This is a genomic window from Pseudomonas sp. NFXW11, assembly GCF_049887815.1.
GTDB lineage: Bacteria > Pseudomonadota > Gammaproteobacteria > Pseudomonadales > Pseudomonadaceae > Aquipseudomonas.
This window is the reverse complement of record NZ_JAGEKI010000027.1, coordinates 44,001-64,985: the sequence shown is the minus strand read 5'-3', so window position 1 is coordinate 64,985 and position 20,985 is coordinate 44,001. Positions and strand designations below refer to the sequence as shown.

Below are 20,985 nucleotides of genomic sequence, written 5' to 3'. Positions count from 1 at the left end.
CAATCTGATCAACCACCGCCAATTTAAAGGACAGTGAGTAATCTCGTTGTGTGCGCTTTACACCTTGTTCCATCTGACTCTCCGGAAATTCGGGATGGGAGGTGTAAACCTTATTCAGGACGGGACACGGACATGAAAAAGGCGCCTTGCAAGGCGCCTTTTTTGTTGGTCGCAGGGCTTAGAACTTGTAGCCCAGGCCCACCATGTAGACCCATGGATCGACGTCGACATTGACCTTGGCACGAGTGCCCGGGGCCACGCCGTTGTTGTCCACGTAGGCACGGGTATCGATATCGATGTAGCGCGCCTGGGCGTTGATCATCACGTTGTCGGTGAGCATGTAGTCGGCACCGATCTGCCAGGCCATGCCCCAGGAGTTCTTGGCGCGGAAGTTGTCGAAACCGGCTTCGCTGGCGCGGCTGCCGACGTGCTCGTCGTAGATCCAGGTGTAGTTGATACCGGCGCCGACATAGGGCTGGAAGGCCGACTTGTGGTCCAGTGGGTAGTACACCACGCTCAGGGTTGGCGGCAGGTGCTTGAGGGTGCCGAGCTTGCCGTTGGCCGGGGCCAGGGAGGTGTCGCGGATCTTCACGTCATGTTCGAACGGGGTGGCGGCCAGCAGTTCGATACCGATGTTGTTGGTCACCATGTAGGCGAAGTTCAGACCCAGCTGAGTGTCGCTGCTCATGGTCGCCTTGCCGCCCAGGTTGGCGCCGGCCAGGGGGCCGCGGTCAACCTTGACATCGGAACTGTCGGCTTTCGGATTGACGGTGATCGCACCGGCACGAACGATGATGTCACCGGCTTCGTGGGCGTTGGCAATAGGCGCGGCGAGTGCGAGCGCGATCAGGGAAGCGCTAAGCAGAGACTTGTGCATGGGAGCTCCAAAGGACGTTTCAAATTGGCTATGTCCAATGGTAAGGATCGTCAAGTTGACCGCCTTGACTCAGCTCAATGAAATGGCGAAGCCCACTTGCGGGGCTGAACTAATCTTGTGTTCTGCACTCTTTCGGCATTCGCCTTTCTCGCCCCGTTCATCCGCCCGGGGCGCCGCTGCCTGCGCTTACTCCGGCAGTTCGTAGACGTAGATCTTCTGCGCGGCCATCTGGTAGCCGGCATCCGCCAGCTCACTGCTGGAAGGCTTGACCTGCATGTCGCCCTCGATCCAGTAGGGCTGGTACAGCTCATCGAGCTTGACCCCGACTTCGCTAGTGACGTGGACGATCTGGTTCGACGGCGGTGGTGGCACATGGATGCAGGCGCCGAAATACGGCACCAGCAGGAACTCGGTGGTACGGCCTTCCTCGTTCACCTCCAGGGGCACGATGTAACCGGGCAGGCGCACCGCCTGGCCATCGAGGGTTTTCACCACCGGCGCATTGGGCAGATCCTGCTTGGCGGCCGGCGCCGACTCGGCGGACAAGGCATCGCTCATCTGCGACAGGTCGTGCAGCGGCTTCATGTTCGGCACCTCGGGCGGCGCGTCGGCGGGGATCATCTCCGACCAGGCCAGGTCCCTAGGCGCACTGGCTGCCCAAAGGGGGGCGGCCACCAGCAGCGTCAGGGCCAGCAGCGAACGCAGCAGGTGTTGGGTCTTCATCAGGCGGTACTCACAAACGGATCGACAGGCCATCGGCCAGGGATTGCCGGTAGGCGCGCCAGGCCGGCACGCTGCCCATCAGCAGCGCGGCGATCAGGATAGCGCCCAGCAGCGTCCACTCATACTGGCTGGGCCAGGACAGCGGCAAGTACAGGCCGTAACTCGACTGCACATAGCCCTGGGCCAGGGCTATGCCCAGGTACAACAGCCCGAGCCCGGCCACGACGCCGGACAGCGCCAGGGCGAAGGCTTCCAGCACCAGCAAACTGGCGATATGCCAGGGCCGCGCGCCCACCGAACGCAGGATCGCCATCTCCCGGCGGCGTTCGTTGAGGCTGGTGAGAATTGCCGTGAGCATGCCGATCAGGCCGGTCAGGACCACGAACAGCGAGACCACGAACAGCGCCTTTTCAGCGGTGCCCATCAGGCTCCAGAGTTCCTGCAGGGCTACGCCGGGAAGGATCGCCAGCATGGGCTCGCCGCGGAATTCGTTGATCTCGCGCTGCAGGGCGAAGGTCGAGATCTTGCTGTTGAGGCCGAGCATAAAGGCGGTGATGGCCTGGGGCGTGAGGTCCATGTTGCGTGCCTGGTCGGCGCTGATGCGTCCGTCGCCTCGCGCCGGCACGCCATTGTGCCAGTCGATGTGGATTGCCTCCATGCCGCCCAGGCTGATGTGCAGGGTGCGGTCCACTGGCGTACCGGTGCGTTTGAGGATGCCGACCACGGTGAAGGGCTTGTCGTCATGCTTGACCAGGCTGATGGCCGCCACGCCATGGGCCAGCACCAACTGGTCCCCCAGCTTGTAGTGCAGCGCCTCGGCCACCTCGGCCCCCAGCACCACCTCGAAGGGATCGCTGGCGAAGGCTCGGCCCACAGCCAGTTGCAGGTTCTGCTGATGGCCGTACTGGTAGTGCTGGAAGTAGGCATCGGTGGTGCCCATCACCCGGTAGCCGCGATGGGAGTCGCCAAGGGAAATCGGGATCGCCCATTTCACTTTCGGGTTGTTGGCGAAGTGCTCGAAGCTGTCCCAGCGGATGTTGTTGGTGGCGTTGCCGATGCGGAACACCGAGTACAGCAGCAGGTTCACCGAGCCGGAGCGGGCGCCGACGATCAGGTCGGTGCCGCTGATGGTGCTGGCGAAACTGGCCCGGGCTTCGGTGCGCACCCGCTCCACCGCCAGCAGCAGGCACACCGAGAGGGCGATGGCGAAGGCGGTGAGGATTGCGGTGAAACGGCGGTTCGCCAGGCTGGCCATGGCTAGACGGAACAGATACATCTCAGACCTCTGCAGGCTTGGCGGCGCGATTGAGTTCGGCCAGCGACAGGTTGCGATCGAACAGCGCCGCCAGGCTCTGGTCATGGCTGACGAACAGCAGGCTGGAGCCGGCTTCGCGGCATTCGGCGAACAGCAACTGGAGAAAGGCTTCCCGGGCGTCGTAGTCGAGCGCCGAGGTGGGTTCGTCGGCGATCACCAGCTCCGGCTGGCCAATCAGTGCCCGGGCTGCAGCCACCCGTTGCTGCTGGCCGATGGACAGCGAGTCGGCGCGGCGCCCGAGCAGGCCCGGGTCATTCAAACCCAGGTGCGCCAGCAGAGTGGCGGCGGCCTGATCGATGCTGCCGTGACGCTGGATAGCGCGGCTGGCCCGTAGTTTGGAAAAGTGACAAGGCAGCTCGACGTTCTCGCGTACCGAAAGAAACGGCAGCAGGTTGAACTGCTGGAAGATATAGCCGGTGTGATCGACCCGGAAGCGATCGCGGGCCCCGGCGGAGAGTTCGCCGAGCTCCTGGCCCAGCAGGCGGATGCTGCCCCGGTTTGGTTTCTGCACGCCGCCCAGAAGGCCCAGCAGGGTGGTCTTGCCACTGCCGCTGGGGCCCTTGAGAAACAGGGTTTCGCCGGCTTCCAGGGCAAAGGCCGGGATATCCAGCAACTCCGGGTGGCCGGGCCAGCTGAAGCCCAGGTCGGACAGTTCGATAAGTGCTTGGGTCATGTCGGGCCGATCAGCAGGTGAGTGTTGCAGCCGCAGCCTGCGGCAACGGCTGCAAGGGGGTCAGAACTTCAGGGTCGCGGCCTTGGCAGTGGCTTCGACACCTTGCTGGCCATTGGGCGAAATGAGTTGTACCTGAATTTTCTGGGTGGCGGGGAAGGTCTTGAAGATCTGTCCCAGGTCGAGGGTCTTCAATGCCTCGGGCTTGGCGCAGGTGAGCTGGTAGTGGGCGTGGATTTCACTGTGTTCATGCTGATGCTCGTGGCCGTCGGCGTCCTTGGCATCGGCGTCGTGGTCATCATCGTCGTCGTCATGCTTGGCGGTGGCTGGTTGGTTGCCGAACAGCGGGCTTTCCAACTCCTGCTTGGCCACCACGCAGGCGGCGGCCTTGGGCAGGCTGAACAGCACCAGGGGTTGTTCCAGCTGGGTACGGGCGGCGGCAACCTTGGCCTTGTCGGCGTCGGTGCTTGGCGCGTGCTCGAAGCCCACCAGGTTCATTGCCGGGCTTTCCAGCTCCAGCTCCAGGGCCTGGCCGTCGAGCACCGCGTTCAAGCGGCCGACACCGTGTTCATGGGCGCCGAGGCTGCCATGTTCATGCTCGTGATCATGGGCTTGTGCGGCCTGGGCAACGGCCAGCGGCAACAGGGCGAACGGCAGGGCGATTAGCAGACGACGCATGGCAAGTCTCCAGGGCAAAGATGAAATAAATGTTATGTGATCTTATAACAATCGGCCGCAGAGTTTGACCGCCTGCTTGGCGTTGTGCAAGACGCGTGGGAGCATGCTCGTCAGAAAAAATCGGGAGTACGGCAATGTTGCGGATACGTGGAAGCATCGGCGACTGGCCGGTGGATCTGACCCTGGAACTGGATGAGGGCGATTGGGCGCAACTGGGCGCGCAGTTGCAGGCGGTCAAGCCGGAGGTAGCGGCGGTGGCAAGCCGGCCGGTCAACCAGGACGACGCCCAGTGGCAGGCCGCCAAGGATCTGTTGCGCCAGGCTGGCCAGATCAGCGGGCCGGAGTTGCTGGAGCAGTTGCAGGGGCTCACTGGCAGTGCCGCAGCGGGCAAGCGCCTGCTGGTGCGCTTGCGCCATTGCGCTGAGGTCAAGGTAGTCAGCGGCGTCGATACGCCGCTCTACAGCTGGGTGCAGTAACCGCGTAGGAGCCGGCTTGCCGGCGAAGCGGCCGGCAAGACGTGCATCGGGCCCAGGAACGCATTCGCTGGCGCCGCCGGTTGAGGCTCAGTACAGCGCAGCGAACAGCTTGCGGCGGTAGGTGGTGACCAGTGGGTGATCGTTGCCCAGCAGGTCGAAGACTTGCAGCAGGGTCTTGTGGGCGATGCCTTCGTTGAAGCTGCGGTTACGCATGAACAGCTTGAGCAGGGCTTCCAGTGCGGCTTCGTATTGCTGGCGGGCCAGTTGCTGGATCGCCAGCTGATAGGCCGCTTCGTCGTCCTGCGGGTCCTTGGCCAGGCGTGCCTTGAGGTCGGCGGTATCCGGCAGGCTTGCCGCCTGCTTGAGGAAGGTGATCTGCGCCTTGGCGCCGGCCAGGGCAGCCTTGTGTTCATCACTCTTGACTGCGTCGAGCACGGTCTGGGCTTCGCTCAGCTCGCCACGTTCGGCCAGGCAGCGGGCGTACAGGATCAGCGCCTTGGGGTTGCTGTTGTCTTCGCTCAGCAGCGCCTTGAGCAGGGCTTCGGCGTCACCGATACGGCCGTCGTTGAACAGCGCTTCGGCCTGCTCCAGCGGGTCGTCGGCGGCGGGCGGTGGCATCTGCACATGGGGCTCGAGCATCGCCCGCACCGCGGACTCCGGCTGCGCACCAGCAAAGCCGTCCACCGGCTGACCGTCCTTGAACAGCACCACGGTGGGCAGGCTGCGGATGCCGAAGCGGGCAACAATGTCCTGCTCGATATCGCAGTTGACCTTGGCCAGCAGCAGCTCGCCCTGATAGCTCTCGGCGATCTGTTGCAGCATGGGCATCAGCGCCTTACAGGGCGCGCACCATTCGGCCCAGAAGTCCACCAGGACCGGCTTGTGGAAGGAGTTCTCGATCACCGACTGGTCGAAATCAGCGGTGCGGGCGTCGAAGATGTACGGCGTGTCCTGACTCATGGGGTATCTCGAATAAGCGGGAATGGAGCCACTATAAAGTTGCGCGGGGTAGATCGCTATCGCCTCTGGGAACCGCCTCGCCGGCCATTGGCCGTTGCGCATGATAGAGGCTGACGTTACGGAATTCCCAAGGCTCGGCCAGGTCCGGCAAGGTCAGGGCATTGAGCATTGCCAGGCGCTGGTACAACGGGTGCTGGAAGTCCCTGACCCGGGAATCCGCGACCAGCGCCTGGCGGCCACGGCTGAGGAATTCATCCAGCAGGGGCAGGTTGGCCCGGTCATAGAGCACGTCCGCCACCAGGATCAGGTCGAAGCGATCGGCCTCGGCGAAGAAGTCCGTGGAGTAGTTCAATTCGACGCCATTGAGTTCGGCATTGGCGCGGCAGGCGGCGATGGCCAGCGGGTCGAGGTCGCAGGCCACCACTTCCAGGGCTCCGGCCCGGGCCGCGGCAATTGCGGCCACGCCGGAGCCGGCGCCGAAGTCCAGCACCCGCTTGCCCTGTACCCAATGCGGGTGCTCGGCCAGGTAGCGAGCCAGGGCCAGGCCGCTGGCCCAGCAGAAACTCCAGTAGGGCGGTTCGTGGAGGATGCGGCGGGTTTCGTCCGGGGTGAAGGCGCGGTCCATGTTCTGGGCGTCGATCAGCCAGAGCTTGAGTTGGGTCTGCGGCAGTTCGCAGGCCACCAGCCGGGCGTCCCCCAACAGCTCGCCAAGGGCGCTTTGCAGGTCGAGCGGCAGGTTCATGGGGCTTTGACGAATGGCAGCTGGCCCAGGACCTGGGTGTTTGGCTGGTCGATGCGTTGTGCCGGCAGGTGCAGGATCAACTGCCCGGACTGGCTGGCGCGGCCGCGCAATTCGACCCGGGCGCCGGCCGGAAAGGCCTCGGCGGCGAAGCGCAGGCGGAACGGCAGGAGCTGGCCGGTGCCGCTCAGGTTGCTGCTGGCCAACAGGCGTTGCGGACGACCGCGTTCATCGATCACCAGCAGCGCCAGCTCGACTTCGGCGCCGGCCGGCACGCCATCGAGGGTGCCGCTCAGCTCACGCTGATAGGCCGGCAAGGGGCCGAGCTCGGCCGGTGCCTGATTGTTTTTCACGCTCTGTTGCTGGGACGAGGCCGGCGCCGCAGGTTTCGGGGCATCGCTGCTGCAGGCGACCAGCAGGCTGGCAAGGCTGAGCAGAACAAGCGGTCTGAGCGGCATCTGAAGCTCCTGCAAGGGAAAATTCCGAGTGCGAAACATAATAGTCGGTCTGTATACCGGAAAGGCTATGGCTTGTCTTGCCAGTGGGATGCGCTACCATGGCGCTCCCATTTTTTGTTGCCTGCCACCATGCACTGTCCCTTCTGCGGTGCCAACGACACCAAGGTCATCGACTCGCGTCTGGTCGCCGAGGGCGAACAGGTGCGCCGCCGGCGTGAATGCCTGGCCTGTGGTGAACGTTTCACTACCTTCGAAACCGCCGAACTGGTGATGCCGCGTCTGATCAAGACCGATGGCAGCCGCCAGCCTTTCGACGAAGACAAACTGCGCGCCGGAATGCAGCGCGCCCTGGAAAAACGCCCGGTGAGCGTCGAGCGCCTGGAAGCGGCGCTGGCCCATATCAAGCACAAGCTGCGGGCCACCGGCGAGCGCGAGGTGAAGTCCCTGGTTGTGGGTGAACTGGTGATGGGCGAGCTGCAGAAGCTCGATGAAGTCGCCTACATCCGCTTCGCCTCGGTCTATCGGCGCTTCCAGGACCTCAACGAATTCCGCGAAGAGATCGACCGTCTCGCTCGCGAGCCGGTCAAGCCATGAACCAGTCTGCAGAGCAAGTGGTACTCGACGCGCATTACATGGCCCGGGCCCTGGAACTGGCGCGCAAGGGCCGCTACAGCACCCATCCCAACCCCCGTGTCGGTTGCGTCATCGTGCGCGACGGCCAGGTGGTGGGCGAGGGCTGGCATGTGCGGGCCGGCGAACCCCACGCCGAAGTGCATGCCCTGCGCATGGCCGGCGAGCAGGCCCGGGGTGCCACGGCATATGTGACCCTGGAACCCTGCAGCCATCACGGGCGCACGCCGCCCTGCGCTGATGCCCTGGTGAGTGCCGGGGTGGCGCGGGTGGTGGCGGCGATGCAGGACCCCAACCCGCAAGTGGCCGGCCGTGGCCTGCAGCGTCTGGCCGAGGCCGGTATCGCCACCCACAGCGGGGTGCTGGAGGGCGAAGCGCGGGCCATCAACCAGGGCTTCCTCAAACGCATGGAGCAAGGCCTGCCTTATGTGCGGGTCAAGCTGGCGATGAGCCTCGATGGGCGCACCGCCATGGCCAGCGGCGAGAGCCAGTGGATCACCGGGCCCGCCGCGCGTTCCGCGGTGCAGCGCTTGCGGGCCGAGTCCAGCGTGGTGCTGACCGGTGCCGACACGGTGCTGGCGGATGACGCCCGCTTGACCGTGCGCGCCGCCGAGCTGGGCCTGGATGCCGAGCAGACCGCCCTGGCCATCAGCCGTCCGCCATTGCGGGTGTTGATCGACGGGCGCCTGCGGGTGCCCCTTGATGCACCGTTCTTCCAGGCTGGCCCGGCCCTGGTGGCCACCTGCGCCGCGGTGGAAGAGCAGCATGCCAATGGTCCGGAGTGCCTGGTGGTGCCCGGCGCCGATGGCCAGGTAGATCTGCACCGCTTGCTGCTGGAACTTGCTGCCCGGGGCGTCAACGAGGTGCTGGTGGAAGCCGGCCCGCGACTGGCCGGAGCTTTTGCCCAGCAGGGCCTGGTGGACGAGTACCAGATTTTCATTGCCGGCAAGTTCCTTGGCTCCTCGGCGCGGCCCCTGCTGGACTGGCCGTTGGCGCAGATGAGCGAGGCGCCATTGCTCAAGATCATTGAAATGCGCGCGGTGGGCGATGACTGGCGAGTCACTGCCATCCCCGCTCCAGCCACGAGCGTATAATTCCCGACTTTCGCCTACCCGGCGGCCCTGTTCTCGAGGAGGACTCCATGTTCACCGGCATCATCGAATCCATCGGCAGCATTCGCGCATTGACCCCAAAAGGCGGAGATGTGCGGGTCTATGTAGAAACCGCCAAGCTCGATCTGGCCGACGTCAAACTGGGCGACAGCATTGCGGTGAACGGCGTCTGCCTGACTGCGGTTGAACTGCCCGGGGATGGTTTCTGGGCCGATGTCAGCCGCGAGACCCTGGATTGCACGGCGTTCCATCAGTTGAAGGCCGGCAGCCGGGTCAACCTGGAGAAAGCCCTGACCCCGACCACCCGCCTGGGCGGTCACCTGGTCAGCGGCCACGTCGATGGCGTCGGCGAGGTGGTGGCGCGGGAAGATAATGCCCGGGCCATTCAGTTTCGCGTCCGCGCACCGAAGGAACTGGCCAAGTACATCGCCCACAAGGGCTCGATCACCGTCGACGGCACCAGCCTGACGGTGAATGCGGTGAACGGCGCGGAGTTCGAACTGACCATCGTTCCTCACACCCTGGCGGAAACCATCATGGCCGACTACCGGCCGGGCCGGCAGGTCAACCTTGAAGTCGATCTGCTGGCGCGCTACCTGGAGCGCCTGCTGCTGGGCGACAAGGCGGCCGAAGCCACCACTGGCGGCAGCATTACCGAAAGTTTTCTGGCCGCTAACGGCTATCTCAAATCCTGACTCAAGGGGGTGCCGAGTGGCGCTCAACAGCATCGAAGAACTGGTTGAAGACATCCGCCAAGGCAAGATGGTCATCCTCATGGATGACGAAGACCGCGAGAACGAAGGCGACCTGATCATGGCCGCCGAGTGCTGCAAGCCCGAGCACATCAACTTCATGGCCAAGCACGCCCGCGGCCTGATCTGCATGCCCATGAGCCGCGAGCGCTGCGAGCTGCTCAAGCTGCCGCTGATGGCGCCGCGCAACGGTTCCGGTTTCGGCACCAAGTTCACTGTGTCCATCGAGGCCACCGAAGGCGTGACCACCGGCATCTCCGCCGCCGACCGTGCGCGTACCGTGCAGGCCGCCGCGGCCAAGGATGCCAAGGCCGAGGACATCGTCAGCCCGGGCCACATCTTCCCGCTGATGGCCCAGCCCGGTGGCACCCTGGCTCGCGCCGGCCACACCGAGGCGGCCTGCGACCTGGCGCGCATGGCCGGGTTCGAACCCAGCGGGGTGATCTGCGAGGTGATGAACGACGACGGCACCATGTCCCGGCGTGCCGAGCTGGAAGCCTTCGCGGCCGAGCACAACATCAAGATCGGCACCATCGCCGACCTGATCCACTACCGGATGATCCACGAACGTACCGTTCAGCGGATTGCCGAGCAGCCCCTGGACAGCGAACTGGGCCAGTTCAACCTGGTGACCTATCGTGATTCCGTGGAAGGCGACGTGCACATGGCCCTGACCCTGGGGAACATCTGCGCCGAAGAACCGACCCTGGTGCGGGTGCACAACATGGACCCGCTGCGCGACCTGCTGATGGTCAAGCAACCGGGCCGCTGGAGCCTGCGTGCCGCCATGGCCACCGTGGCCGAGGCGGGCAGCGGCGTGGTGCTGTTGCTCGGTCACCCGCTGGATGGCGACGTGCTGCTGGCGCATATCCGCGAGACCGCCGAACATCAGCCGCCGAAGAAACCGACTACCTACAGCATCGTCGGTGCCGGTTCGCAGATCCTGCGCGACCTGGGCGTGCGCAAGATGCGCCTGATGAGTGCGCCGATGAAGTTCAATGCGATATCCGGTTTCGACCTGGAAGTTGTAGAATACGTGCCCTCCGAATAAAAGCCGGTCGTTTCCAGCTTGAAATTCGCGGCTAAAACATCACTCAAGAGCGTGTGCTAGACACGCTCTGGCTCTTTAAGAGAATTGTCGAATGACCCTGAAGACCATCGAAGGTACCTTCATCGCCCCTAAAGGCCGCTATGCCCTGGTGGTCGGCCGTTTCAACAGCTTCGTCGTCGAAAGCCTGGTCAGCGGCGCAGTCGATGCCCTGGTTCGCCACGGTGTGAGCGAAAGCGACATCACCATCATCCGCGCACCTGGCGCCTTCGAGATTCCGCTGGTTGCGCAGAAAGTCGCGCAGAAAGGCGAGTTCGCGGCGATCGTCGCCCTGGGCGCGGTCATTCGTGGCGGTACCCCGCACTTCGAATACGTGGCTGGCGAGTGCACCAAGGGCCTGGCCCAGGTGTCCATGGAGTTCGGCGTGCCAGTGGCCTTCGGCGTACTGACCGTCGACTCGATCGAACAAGCCATCGAACGTTCCGGCACCAAGGCCGGCAACAAAGGGGCTGAAGCTGCCTTGTCCGCCCTGGAAATGGTCAGCCTGCTGGCGCAGTTGGAGGCCAAGTGATTAGCGACGATAGCGATCGTTTCAACCCGCGCGATCCCAAGCCTGCCGATGCCGGCAAGCCATCCAAGAGCGCCAAGCGCCGCGAAGCCCGTCAGCTCGCGACTCAGGCTCTCTACCAATGGCACATGGCCAAGCATTCGCTGAACGAGATCGAAGCGCAGTTTCGGGTCGACAACGATTTCACCGACATCGACGGTGCTTACTTCCGCGAGATCCTGCACGGGGTTCCGGCCAACAAGAACGAGATCGACAACGCGCTCGTGCCTTGCCTGGACCTGGCCATCGATGAGCTGGACCCAGTGGAGCTGGCGGTGCTGCGCCTGTCCACCTGGGAGCTGCTCAAGCGTGCCGACGTGCCGTACCGCGTGGTGATCAACGAGGGTATCGAACTGGCCAAGGTCTTCGGTTCCACCGATGGCCACAAGTTCGTCAACGGTGTTCTCGACAAGCTGGCCCCGCGTCTGCGCGAAGCTGAAGTCAAGGCGTTCAAGCGCTGATCCGCGCTTGCAGCTGCCATGGGCGAGTTTGAGCTGATCCGTAACTTCTTCGCTGCCGCGCCCTGTGCGCAAGGCGGCGAGGGCGTTGCCCTGGGGATCGGCGACGACTGCGCCCTGCTGGCGGTTGCCCCCGGCGAGCAACTGGCGATTTCCACCGACACCCTGGTGGCCGGTGTGCATTTCGCCGACCCTTGCGAGCCCTTTCTTCTTGGCCAACGCTCCCTGGCGGTGGCTGTCAGCGACCTGGCGGCGATGGGCGCCAAGCCGCTGGCCTTTACCCTGGCCCTGACCCTGCCGACGGTGCATGCCGATTGGCTGCAGGCCTATGCCCGCGGTCTCAATGCCATGGCCCAGAGTTGCGGCGTGCGCCTGATCGGCGGCGATACCACCCGTGGGCCACTGACCCTGACCCTGACCGTGTTCGGCAGCGTGCCGGCCGGCCAGGCCCTGACCCGCAGCGGCGCCCGCGAAGGCGACCTGCTGTGTGTTGGCGGCGAGCTGGGCAATGCCGCCGGTGCCCTGCCGCTGGTACTGGGCCAGCGCAGCGCCGAGGCGACAGTGGCCGAGCCGCTGCTGGCCCATTATTGGTCGCCGCAACCGCAGCTGGCCCTGGGCCAGGCGCTGCGGGGCAAGGCCAGTGCGGCCCTGGATATCTCCGATGGCCTGCTGGCCGATTGCGGGCATATTGCTGCCGCCTCGGCGGTGGCCTTGCAGGTGGAGCTCGAAAAGCTGCCCCTGTCCCCGGCGTTGCTGGGCTTGCTTGGGTTGCAGGGCGCCCGTGCTGCCGCCTTGAGCGGTGGTGACGACTATGTACTGGCCTTCACCCTGCCACCGGCCGAGTTGGCGCCATTGCTGGCGGCAGGCTGGCCGGTGCAGGTGGTGGGGCGAGTGGTGGCCGGGCAGGGGGTGACCCTGCTGGACGCCGATGGCCAGGACATCACCCCCGGCATCCGGGGTTATCAACACTTTCCGGAGACACAGTGACAGATCATCCGAAACAGGTCCCGGCGGAGTTCGTACCGCCGTCGGTCTGGCGCAATCCCTGGCATTTCCTGGCCTTCGGTTTTGGTTCCGGCACCTTGCCCAAGGCACCGGGCACCTGGGGCTCGCTGGTTGCGCTACCCTTTATCCCGCTGTGGCAGATGTTGCCGGACTGGGGCTACTGGCTGATGCTCGGCGTGACCATGCTGTTCGGCTTCTGGCTGTGCGGCAAGGTCGCCGACGATCTGCGGGTGCATGACCATGAAGGCATCGTCTGGGACGAGATGGTCGGCATGTGGATCACTCTGTGGCTGGTGCCCGAAGGCTGGTACTGGCTGCTGGCGGGATTCCTGGTGTTTCGCTTCTTCGACATACTCAAGCCCTGGCCGATCCGCTGGGTCGACCGGCATGTGCATGGCGGGGTCGGCATCATGCTCGACGATGTGCTGGCCGGTGTCTTTGCCTGGCTGACCATGCAGGGGCTGGTGTGGTGTTTCCATTGAGGGATTAGGCATGGCGGTCAGCCGCGCGCTGCTGATATTGCTGGTGCTCTTGAGTTGCAGCGGCGCCCGTGCCGGTGAGCTGCCGCAGCAGGTCCGTATCGCCAGCGAAGAGTGGAGCCAGTACACCGAGGCCGATGGCCAGGGCCTGGCCTGGGACATCCTGCGGCAAGTGTTCGAGCCGCAGGGGATCAAGGTCGAGCGCAGCAGCATGCCCTACACCCGTTCTGTGGGGCTGGTGCAGCGCGGCGAGGTGGATGCGCAAGTGGGGGCCTACCGCGACGAGTCCGTGGGGGTGCTGTACCCGCACTGGAATTACGACACCGACCACATCTATGCCCTGGGCCTGGCCGACAGCCCTGAGCTGACCCTGGTGAATATCGGCAACTACCGGTTGGTCTGGGTCCGCGGCTACCAGTACCAGGAATACCTGCCCAATGTTCGGCGCTACAACGAAATTCGCCGTCGCGTCGGCATCTTGCCGATGTTGCTGCACGGTCGCGCCGACTATTACATCGATGCCCAGACCGAGATCGACTACGTGCTCGGTGAGGCGTCCAACCCCTCCCAGTTCAAGCGCTCCCACCTGGCCGAACTGCCACTGTACCTGGGCTTTGCCGACAATCCCCGAGGTCGCGCGCTGCTGGCGTTTTACGACCGACGCATGGAGCAGCTGGTGAAGGAGGGCAGCCTGCGGGCAATTTTCCAGCGCTGGCAGCAGCCCTATCCCTTTGATGCCAGCTCGCAGCCGGCCCTGCGCTAATCTAACTTTTCGATCCATATCTCCGAAAATTCAGCCTAAGCGCCCCGGGGAGGCTGCTGTTACAATGCCGCCCCAGTGAATCTCCCGTCCTCATACAGATCAGGAGCACACAGTGCCCGTCGTTTTTGTTGCCGCTTGCAAGCTGCCCACGCCTTTTGCGCAATTCACCATGCATGGTTTTCTCGATGAAGCCACCGGCCGCGAGCATGTGGTGCTCAGCCTGGGGGATATCGCCGATGGCGCCCCGGTTCTCGGTCGCCTGCACTCCGAATGCCTGACCGGCGACGCCCTGTTCAGCCAGCGCTGCGACTGTGGCTCGCAGCTGGAAGCAGCGATGCAGGCTGTGGCCCGTGAAGGCCGTGGGGTGATCCTCTACCTGCGTCAGGAAGGTCGTGGCATCGGCCTGTTGAACAAGGTCCGCGCCTACGAGCTGCAGGATGGCGGTGCCGATACCGTGGAAGCCAACGAGCGCCTGGGCTTTGCCGCCGACCAGCGTGACTATGCCATGTGCCTGCCAATGCTCGAGCATCTGGGGGTCAAGTCGCTGCGGCTGATGACCAACAACCCGCGCAAGGTCAAGGCCCTGACCGGCATGGGCATCCAGGTCGCCGAGCGCGTGCCGCTGCACACCGGTCACAACCCGCACAACAAGCTGTACCTGGCGACCAAAGCCAGTAAGCTCGACCACATGATGGGCAACGAGCACCAGGGCGAGGTCGACCGCGCGTGACCCGGGGCCAAGTGCGACGGCGCCTGGCCGTGAGTTGGTGGCAGTACCTGGCCCTGGCCTTGCTGCCGCTGTTGGTGATCAACCTGGTGTTCGGCCAAGGCGAGGCGATCATGCCGGTAATGGCGATGCCGATTTTTATCGCCGGCACGGCCTCGATGTTCGTCAGTCTGCGTTTCTTCAACGGCTACAAGCATGCCTTGATCGCCACTGGCAAAGCCCTGGATACCCCTGACGAACCGGCGGCCTGGATCACCCTGGCGGCGCGGCGTCGGCAGGCCTTCCTGGCGGCCTCGTTACCGGCCTGGATCGGCGCCTTGGCAGTATTCGTCGGCCTGGAAGCGGTGCCACTGGTGTTGCTGGCGCTGTCCAGCGCGGTGCTGTTCTACCTCTACCGTATCCCGCGTCAACTCGCCTGATGCGGCGTTGGCTGGCGCTGCTGTGCCTGCTGGCCAGCGTCCCCGCACTGGCGGCGCAGCGGGTGGTCAGCCTGGCGCCATCGCTCTCGGAAATCGTTGTCGAACTGGGCGCCGCCGAGCAGTTGGTAGGCGTGCTGGATGCCGGCGAGCGTCCGCCACAGCTGGCGGCGCTGCCGTCGGTGGGGCATTACGGCCAGCTGGATATGGAGCGCTTGCTCAGCCTCAAGCCCGACCTGCTGTTGCTCTGGCCCGCCAGCGTCGGCCCGGCCCAGCGTGATCAGCTGAAACGTCTGGGCATTGCCACCTATGTCGCCGAACCCCATGACCTGCAGCAGTTACTGGCGCAGATCGCCGAACTCGGCGAGCGCCTGGGCCGGCCTGTGGCCGGACGGCAACTGGCCGCGCAGTTGGGCGAGGAACTGGCGCAGTTGCGCCAGCGCTATCGGCGCCAGCCGCCGTTGCCGGTGTTCTATCAGGTGTGGGATCGGCCGCTGTACACCCTGGGCGGCGGGCAGATCATCAGCGATGCCTTGGCCGTCTGTGGGGCCCGCAATGTATTTGCCGACCAACAGTTGCCAGCCCCCCAGGTGAGTGTCGAGTCGGTGTTGCAGCGCAATCCGCAGGCCATCCTGGCCACGGTCCAGGAACAGTTGGAGGCCTGGAAGGCCTGGCCGCAGATCGCCGCGGTGCAGCAGGGGCGCTTGCTGCTGGTGCAGGACAAGGGTCTGGAGCGGCCCAGCGGGCAGATGATCGCGGCCACCGCCAAGCTCTGTGCGCTGATTGCGCCCGAGCGCTGAGCCGGTAAGCCGGTTCCTTCGGGAAGGCTGTAGGAGCCGGCTTGCCGGCGCAGGCGCCTGGCCTTAGAGCTCAGGTGTCCAGGTCACGCCGAGCATCCAGGTGCGGCCTTCTTCGCGGTAGTTGTAGTTGTTCTGGTATCCAGGGTCCAAGTGGCTGTACCGCGTGCGGGCGTAGGCTTTATCCAGCACATTGTCGACTTTCAGGGACAGCTCCAGCTCGGAAGCCACTGCCCAACTGCTGCGCAGGCCGAGCAATCCATAGCCACCCAGGCGCTTGTTGTTGTCCCTCTCTCCATAGCTGCTGCTCGCTGCCTGCCAGCTAGCCCCTAGGGCGAGGCGATCGAAGCGTCGGTCCAGGTCGAGGCTCAGGGTTCGGCGTGCTCGCTGTTGCAGGGTTTTCCCGGTCTTGCGGTCGCGGGGATCAATGACCGACAGCCCTAGACTGCTCTGCCAGCCGAACAGCTCCTGCTTCAATGCCGCTTCAAAACCATTGATGCGGGCCGAGGCGATGTTCTCTGGGCGTCGTGCTTCATTGTTGTAGAGAATTGCCTGTTCGATGTCGGTGCGATACAGCGAGGTTTCCAGACGGCTGCTTGCTGTCAGTTGGCTGCGCCATTGCAGCTCATAGCTTTTGGAGTGTTCGGGCTTGAGATCGGGATTGCCGTTTTCCGGGAAGTACAGGTCAGTGAAGGTAGGCGCACGGAAACCTTCGCTGTAGGACAGCAGCAGGTCGTTGTCCGGATTCAGCGGCAGGGTCAGGGTGCCGCTCCAGGTGTTCTGGCTGCCATATTGCTGGTTCTGGTCACGGCGCAGGCCCAGTTCCGTGGAGAAGTTGTCGCCTTGGTAGCGGTGCTGGATAAAGGCTGCCCGGTTCCAGCGGCTGTCCTCGTCATAGGCGCTGCTGGCATTGACCCGGTCCTGATACCAGTCCGTACCCAGGATCAGGCTGTTGTGTTCATTCAGGGTCAGGTCGTTTTGCCAGCTCAACGAGTCGCGGTAGGTGTTGAAGGTGGCGCGCTCGTCGCTGAGTTTGTCGTACTTGAAGTCGCGGTTCTCGGCGTGGCCGATTTCCACACGGGATTGCCAGCGCTCGTTGATCCGCGCGTCGATAAAGCTGCTGGTACTGCTGACGGTGAAATCGGTATAGGGCTGCTGCTCGACGGTTTGCCTGGTGCTGCTGATGTAGCGCCCGAATGGGCTGTCGTATTCGCTCCGCCCGCGATTATCCAGGAGGTTCAGGCCGGCCTCGAGATCATCGTTGAAGGCGTGACTCAGGCTCAGGCTCAGGGATTGATTGCGATAGGCATCATGGTCCTGGTCGCTGGGATAGGACTCCCGGGTTGAATCAATTCCCGCCGTTTCATCCAGGCTGGCACCGAGGCTGAATCGAGTCTGCCCGTTGCCGCCGGAAAGCCCCAAGCTGCGTTCCCAGGTCTGATTGCTGCCGAATCCCAGGTGCATGCGTCCCTGCAGGCCTTGCTGCGCGCCGCGGCGGGTGAAGATCTGGATCACCCCGCCAATGGCGTCGCTGCCGTAGATCACCGAACGCGAGCCGCGCAGCACTTCCACCCGTTCGATTTGCTGGATATTCAGGTACTGCAAGTTGCTGTCGCCGGAGGAAGAACTGCTGATGCGCTGGCCGTCCACTAGCACCAGGCTCTGGGCCGAACCAGTGCCGCGCAGATAGATGCCCGGGAGGCTACCGCGGCCGCCGCTGCGTGCGACCTGTACCCCGGGCACCCGTTGCAGCAGGTCGGTAAGGCTGGTGGGCTGCAGGCGGTCGATGTCTTCCCGGGTAAATACCGTGTTGGCGGCACTGCTGTCGTTGCGCGCTTCGACCTGGCGGTTGGCACTGATCAGCATTTCGGGCAGTTTCAGCGCCTGGTCGCGGTCGAGGGTATCGGCCAGCAGTTCGCAGCAGGGCAGGAGGCAAAGGGGTAGGACAAGGCGGGCGACTTGCATGGCTATTCCATTAGCACGGTGCGGCCTTGGCCGCAGACGGTAAAGGGACTGGGCGGGGTGCTGCGGACGCCCGGGTGATGGGCGTCCGTAGTTACGTGTGGCGGTTACAGGCCCAGCAGTTGCAGGCGCTGGCGTACCGAGGCTTCGATACCGGCCTCGTCGAGGCCGCATTCGGCGAGCATCTGCGCCGGCTTGGCGTGCTCGACGTAGGCGTCCGGCAAGCCCAGGTGCAGGATCGGCTTGAGGATGTTCTCGCGAGCCAGGAATTCGCTGACCGCGCCACCGGCGCCACCCATGATGGCGTTTTCCTCGACGGTCACCAGCAATTCGTGGTTGGCGGCGATCTCGCGTACCAGGGCTTCATCCAGTGGCTTGACGAAGCGCATGTCGACCACCGTGGCGTCGAGCTTCTCGGCCACCTTCAGGGCTTCGGCCAGTTGCACGCCGAACACCAGCAGGGCCACTTGCTTGCCCTGGCGACGGACTATGCCCTTGCCGATCTCGATCGGTTCCAGGTCCTTGTCGATCGGCGCGTTGGGGCCGCTGCCCCGTGGGTAGCGCACCGCCGCCGGGCCGTTGTACAGGTGCCCGGTGCTGAGCATCTTGCGCAGCTCGTTCTCGTCGCTCGGGGTCATCACCAGCATGCCGGGGATGCAGCGCAGGTAGGACAGGTCGAAGCTGCCGGCGTGGGTCGGGCCGTCTTCGCCCACCAGGCCGGCGCGGTCGATGGCGAACAGCACATCGAGGTTCTGCACCGCCACATCGTGGATCAGCTGGTCATAGCCGCGCTGGAGGAAGGTCGAATAGATCGCCACCACCGGCTTGGCACCTTCGCAGGCCATGCCGGCCGCCAGGGTGACTGCGTGCTGTTCGGCAATCGCCACATCGAAGTAGCGCAGCGGGAAGCGCTCGCTGAAGGCCACCAGGTCGGAACCTTCCTTCATCGCCGGGGTGATGCCCACCAGGCGCGGGTCGGCGGCGGCCATGTCGCACAGCCATTCGCCGAATACTCCGGAGTACTTGGGGCCACCGGCCTTTTTCGGCGCGGCTGCCGGAGCGTCCAGGGGCTCCAGCTTGGTGATGGCGTGGTAGCCGATCGGGTCGACTTCCGCCGGGGCGAAGCCCTTGCCCTTCTTGGTCACCACATGCAGGAACTGCGGGCCCTTGAGGTCACGCATATTGCGCAGGGTGGCGATCAGGGTCGGCAGGTCATGGCCGTCGATGGGGCCGATGTAGTTCCAGCCCAGTTCCTCGAACAGGGTGCCGGGCACCAGCATGCCCTTGGCGTATTCTTCGGTGCGGCGGGCGATTTCCCAGGCACCCGGCAGGCGCGACAGCACTTTCTTGCTGCCTTCGCGCATGCTGGCGTAGGTGCGGCTGGAGAGAATCTTGGCCAGGTAGTTGGACAGGCCGCCGACATTGCGCGAGATCGACATGTCGTTGTCGTTGAGCACCACCAGCATGTTGGCGTCCACTTCCGGCGCGTGGTTCAGCGCCTCGAAGGCCATGCCCGCGGTCAGGGCGCCGTCGCCGATCACCGCGATCGCCTTGCGCTCGCTGTGCTGCAAGCGGGCGGCGATGGCCATGCCCAGGGCGGCGCTGATGGAGGTGCTGGAGTGGCCGACGCCAAAGGTGTCGTACTCGCTCTCGGAACGCCGGGGGAACGCTGCCAGGCCGTCTTTCTGGCGCAGGCTGGCCATCTGCTCGCGGCGGCCGGTGAGGATCTTGTGCGGATAGGCCTGGTGACCCACGTCCCACACCAGCCGGTCGTCCGGGGTGTCGAATACGTAATGCAACGCGATGGTCAGCTCGACCACGCCAAGACCTGCACCGAAATGCCCACCGGTCTGGCCGACCGTGTAGAGCAATTCCAGGCGCAATTCATCGGCCAGGGTTTCCAGCTCGGCTTCGCCTAACCGGCGCAGGCCGTCCGGCGTCTGGGCACGGTCGAGCAGCGGCGTGGTCGGGCGTTTGCGGGGAATCTCATGAAACGTCGTGGGCATCAGGCGAATCGTTATAGGTATAGAAAGAGGCGGCAGTTTACCTTAAGCATCGCAAGCTGCCCACGCGGAGCGCCGAACTTGGCCGATATGCGGCCGCTTATCGGCGCCCCGTCAGTTGCGGCGCTCGACGATATACCGCGCCAGCTCGCGCAGTGGCTCGGCCGCTGCGTCAAACGGCCGCAGGGCATGCAGCGCCTGGTCGCGCAGCTCCAGGGCGTACTCCTTGGCGGCGTCCAGGCCCAGCAAAGACGGGTAGGTCGGCTTGTCTCGGGCAATATCGGCGCCCTGGCGTTTGCCCAGGGTTGCGGTATCGCTTTCAACGTCGAGAATGTCGTCCTGCACCTGGAACGCCAGGCCAATGGCCTGGGCATAGGTTTGCAGGGCCTTGAGCTCGTCCTTCTCGGCCCGGCCGCTGGCCAGGGCACCGAGGATCACGCTGGCCTCGATCAGGGCACCGGTCTTGTGCCGGTGCATGTATTCCAGGGCTTGCTGGTCGAGCTTGAGGCCTACCGAACCCAGGTCGATGGCTTGGCCACCAACCATGCCCGCCGGGCCTGCGGCCTGGGCCAGGGTGGTGACCATGCGCAGGCGGATCTCGGCGCTGGCGTCGCTCAGGTGTGGCGCCAGCAGGGCGCTGAAGGCCAGGCTCTGCAGGCCGTCGCCGGCAAGAATCGCGCAGGCTTCGTCGAAGGCCTTGTGGGTGGTGGGCTGGCCGCGGCGCAGGTCGTCGTCGTCCATCGCCGGCAGGTCGTCATGCACCAGGGAATAGGCATGAATCAGTTCCACTGCGCAGGCCGCGCCGTTGGCCTGCTCGGGCTGGCCGCCCAGGGCCTGGCAGGCGGCGTAGGCCAGCAGCGGGCGCACCCGCTTGCCGCCGTTCATCACGCTGTAGCGCATGGCTTCATACAGGCGCGCCAGCTCCGGGCTCGGGGCGTTGAACAGGGTCTGCATGGCAGCATCGACGCGGGCCTGACAGGCGGCCTGGTAGGCGGCGATCATTCTGCCGGTTCCGCGTCGAAGGGTTGTTCCGCCAGTTCGCCATCGCGCTCCAGCAGGATCTGCACCTTCTGCTCGGCCTGGGCCAGGGCGGCCTGGCAATCACGGGTCAGGCCGATGCCTTGTTCAAAGGCGGTCAACGAGTCTTCCAGCGACAGCTCGCCGTTCTCCAGACGCTCGACCAGGGTTTGCAGGTCGGCGAGGGATTGTTCGAAATCTAAGGCAGCTTTTTTGCGGGCCATGGCGGCTATCCCGGGTGACGTTAAACCGGCGCGACACTAGCAGACAGCGGGTTTCGGGGCAAATGACAAGCGTTTGCCGGCGGTCCTTG

Annotated in this window: 25 protein-coding genes; 13 read left to right on the top strand and 12 right to left on the bottom strand. The window is 64.6% G+C overall.

Annotation, left to right across the window (positions count from 1 at the left end; genetic code table 11):
- Window positions 1-178: 178 nt before the first annotated feature.
- The 5 genes from J4P02_RS28970 to J4P02_RS28950 form a co-directional block, all read right to left on the bottom strand.
- Window positions 179-877, bottom strand: coding sequence for an OmpW/AlkL family protein (locus tag J4P02_RS28970; protein WP_426196853.1), 699 nt, complete (start codon window positions 875-877; stop codon window positions 179-181).
- A gap of 186 nt (window positions 878-1,063) precedes the next feature.
- On the bottom strand, window positions 1,064-1,585 hold the full coding sequence (locus J4P02_RS28965) for a DUF3299 domain-containing protein (protein WP_426196859.1): 522 nt from the start codon (window positions 1,583-1,585) through the stop codon (window positions 1,064-1,066).
- 25 nt (window positions 1,586-1,610) lie between these two features.
- Window positions 1,611-2,876, bottom strand: coding sequence for an ABC transporter permease (locus J4P02_RS28960; RefSeq protein WP_426196851.1), 1,266 nt, complete (start codon window positions 2,874-2,876; stop codon window positions 1,611-1,613).
- Between the two features lies 1 nt (window position 2,877).
- On the bottom strand, window positions 2,878-3,588 hold the full coding sequence (locus J4P02_RS28955; protein WP_426196849.1) for an ABC transporter ATP-binding protein: 711 nt from the start codon (window positions 3,586-3,588) through the stop codon (window positions 2,878-2,880).
- Between the two features lie 60 nt (window positions 3,589-3,648).
- Window positions 3,649-4,263 carry a DUF2796 domain-containing protein gene (locus tag J4P02_RS28950; protein WP_426196846.1) on the bottom strand — a complete coding sequence of 205 codons (615 nt, stop codon included), beginning with the start codon at window positions 4,261-4,263 and terminating at the stop codon, window positions 3,649-3,651.
- Window positions 4,264-4,397: 134 nt separating this feature from the next.
- Here J4P02_RS28950 and J4P02_RS28945 point away from each other — a divergent pair, with 134 nt between their 5' ends.
- Entirely contained in the window at window positions 4,398-4,739 is a 342-nt protein-coding gene (locus J4P02_RS28945; RefSeq protein WP_426196844.1) for a hypothetical protein, read from the top strand.
- Between the two features lie 87 nt (window positions 4,740-4,826).
- Here J4P02_RS28945 and trxA read toward each other — a convergent pair whose 3' ends face one another.
- From trxA to J4P02_RS28930, 3 genes are read right to left on the bottom strand one after another with little or no spacing between them, the layout of a single operon-like run.
- Window positions 4,827-5,699 carry a thioredoxin gene (trxA, locus tag J4P02_RS28940; protein ID WP_426196842.1) on the bottom strand — a complete coding sequence of 291 codons (873 nt, stop codon included), beginning with the start codon at window positions 5,697-5,699 and terminating at the stop codon, window positions 4,827-4,829.
- Window positions 5,700-5,730: 31 nt separating this feature from the next.
- A complete protein-coding gene (locus J4P02_RS28935) occupies window positions 5,731-6,441 on the bottom strand; it encodes a class I SAM-dependent methyltransferase (RefSeq protein ID WP_426196840.1) in 711 nt (236 codons plus the stop codon).
- Window positions 6,438-6,896, bottom strand: a complete 459-nt coding sequence (locus J4P02_RS28930; protein WP_426196838.1) for a hypothetical protein — start codon at window positions 6,894-6,896, stop codon at window positions 6,438-6,440. The genes J4P02_RS28935 and J4P02_RS28930 overlap by 4 nt, the downstream gene beginning before the upstream one ends.
- A gap of 129 nt (window positions 6,897-7,025) precedes the next feature.
- Between J4P02_RS28930 and nrdR the strand changes: the two genes are divergently transcribed.
- The 12 genes from nrdR (at window position 7,026) to J4P02_RS28870 (ending at window position 15,693) form a co-directional block, all read left to right on the top strand.
- Window positions 7,026-7,490: a transcriptional regulator NrdR gene (gene nrdR, locus J4P02_RS28925; RefSeq protein ID WP_426196836.1), complete on the top strand. Its 465-nt coding sequence runs from the start codon at window positions 7,026-7,028 to the stop codon at window positions 7,488-7,490.
- Entirely contained in the window at window positions 7,487-8,620 is a 1,134-nt protein-coding gene (gene ribD / locus J4P02_RS28920; protein ID WP_426196834.1) for a bifunctional diaminohydroxyphosphoribosylaminopyrimidine deaminase/5-amino-6-(5-phosphoribosylamino)uracil reductase RibD, read from the top strand. Before nrdR ends, ribD begins: the two co-directional genes overlap by 4 nt.
- Before the next feature lie 47 nt (window positions 8,621-8,667).
- Entirely contained in the window at window positions 8,668-9,333 is a 666-nt protein-coding gene (locus J4P02_RS28915; protein ID WP_426196832.1) for a riboflavin synthase, read from the top strand.
- 16 nt (window positions 9,334-9,349) lie between these two features.
- Entirely contained in the window at window positions 9,350-10,441 is a 1,092-nt protein-coding gene (ribBA, locus tag J4P02_RS28910) for a bifunctional 3,4-dihydroxy-2-butanone-4-phosphate synthase/GTP cyclohydrolase II (protein ID WP_426196830.1), read from the top strand.
- A gap of 91 nt (window positions 10,442-10,532) precedes the next feature.
- Entirely contained in the window at window positions 10,533-11,009 is a 477-nt protein-coding gene (gene ribH, locus J4P02_RS28905) for a 6,7-dimethyl-8-ribityllumazine synthase (RefSeq protein WP_011063735.1), read from the top strand.
- A complete protein-coding gene (nusB, locus tag J4P02_RS28900; protein ID WP_426196827.1) occupies window positions 11,006-11,506 on the top strand; it encodes a transcription antitermination factor NusB in 501 nt (166 codons plus the stop codon). Before ribH ends, nusB begins: the two co-directional genes overlap by 4 nt.
- Window positions 11,507-11,524: 18 nt before the next feature.
- Window positions 11,525-12,490, top strand: a complete 966-nt coding sequence (gene thiL / locus J4P02_RS28895; protein ID WP_426196825.1) for a thiamine-phosphate kinase — start codon at window positions 11,525-11,527, stop codon at window positions 12,488-12,490.
- Entirely contained in the window at window positions 12,487-12,990 is a 504-nt protein-coding gene (locus tag J4P02_RS28890; RefSeq protein WP_426196823.1) for a phosphatidylglycerophosphatase A family protein, read from the top strand. The genes thiL and J4P02_RS28890 overlap by 4 nt, the downstream gene beginning before the upstream one ends.
- A 10-nt stretch (window positions 12,991-13,000) precedes the next feature.
- Complete coding sequence (locus J4P02_RS28885; RefSeq protein ID WP_426196821.1) at window positions 13,001-13,750, top strand: substrate-binding periplasmic protein; 750 nt, start codon at window positions 13,001-13,003, stop codon at window positions 13,748-13,750.
- 112 nt (window positions 13,751-13,862) lie between these two features.
- The gene (gene ribA / locus J4P02_RS28880) at window positions 13,863-14,480 is read left to right on the top strand and encodes a GTP cyclohydrolase II (protein WP_426196819.1); all 618 of its coding nucleotides are present in this window, start codon (window positions 13,863-13,865) and stop codon (window positions 14,478-14,480) included.
- A complete protein-coding gene (locus tag J4P02_RS28875) occupies window positions 14,477-14,896 on the top strand; it encodes an MFS transporter (RefSeq protein ID WP_426196817.1) in 420 nt (139 codons plus the stop codon). Before ribA ends, J4P02_RS28875 begins: the two co-directional genes overlap by 4 nt.
- Window positions 14,896-15,693 carry a cobalamin-binding protein gene (locus J4P02_RS28870; protein WP_426196815.1) on the top strand — a complete coding sequence of 266 codons (798 nt, stop codon included), beginning with the start codon at window positions 14,896-14,898 and terminating at the stop codon, window positions 15,691-15,693. The genes J4P02_RS28875 and J4P02_RS28870 overlap by 1 nt, the downstream gene beginning before the upstream one ends.
- A 63-nt stretch (window positions 15,694-15,756) precedes the next feature.
- On the opposite strand, the gene J4P02_RS28865 is transcribed toward J4P02_RS28870, so the two are convergent.
- The 4 genes from J4P02_RS28865 to J4P02_RS28850 all read right to left on the bottom strand — a co-directional run bounded on the left by J4P02_RS28865 (window position 15,757) and on the right by J4P02_RS28850 (window position 20,896).
- Window positions 15,757-17,655, bottom strand: a complete 1,899-nt coding sequence (locus J4P02_RS28865) for a TonB-dependent receptor plug domain-containing protein (RefSeq protein WP_426196813.1) — start codon at window positions 17,653-17,655, stop codon at window positions 15,757-15,759.
- Window positions 17,656-17,759: 104 nt separating this feature from the next.
- Entirely contained in the window at window positions 17,760-19,658 is a 1,899-nt protein-coding gene (dxs, locus tag J4P02_RS28860; protein WP_426196811.1) for a 1-deoxy-D-xylulose-5-phosphate synthase, read from the bottom strand.
- A 111-nt stretch (window positions 19,659-19,769) separates the two neighbouring features.
- Window positions 19,770-20,657, bottom strand: coding sequence for a (2E,6E)-farnesyl diphosphate synthase (gene ispA, locus J4P02_RS28855; protein ID WP_426196809.1), 888 nt, complete (start codon window positions 20,655-20,657; stop codon window positions 19,770-19,772).
- On the bottom strand, window positions 20,654-20,896 hold the full coding sequence (locus J4P02_RS28850) for an exodeoxyribonuclease VII small subunit (protein WP_426196807.1): 243 nt from the start codon (window positions 20,894-20,896) through the stop codon (window positions 20,654-20,656). The genes ispA and J4P02_RS28850 overlap by 4 nt, the downstream gene beginning before the upstream one ends.
- Between the last annotated feature and the right edge of the window lie 89 nt (window positions 20,897-20,985).